1 pseudogene is annotated in these 231 nt (G+C 72.3%); it reads left to right on the top strand.

From position 1 onward, the window contains the following. Positions 1 to 231: pseudogene (locus O4G74_RS16365) on the top strand (MFS transporter); the annotation flags it as partial.

Here is a 231-nt window from a genome sequence, read left to right as displayed (position 1 = left end):
CCCTTCATGCTGGGCGGCGGCAAGCCGGGCCAGGGCGCCTTCATCCTGGTGGGCTTCGTGCTGCTGGGCCTGTCCTACGGCCAGGCGGCGGGGTCGGTCACGTCCAACTTCCTGCCGCACTTCCGCTACACCGGCGCCGCCTTGACGGCCGACATGGCCTGGCTGCTGGGCGCGGCCTTCGCGCCGGTGGTCGTGCTCTACCTGAGCTCGCGGTTCGGCCTGGGCTCGGTG

This window comes from Henriciella marina (assembly GCF_027213945.1).
Lineage (GTDB): Bacteria > Pseudomonadota > Alphaproteobacteria > Caulobacterales > Hyphomonadaceae > Henriciella > Henriciella marina_A.
Note: the sequence above shows the minus strand (reverse complement) of the source record. Positions and strands in the feature narration are given on the sequence as shown.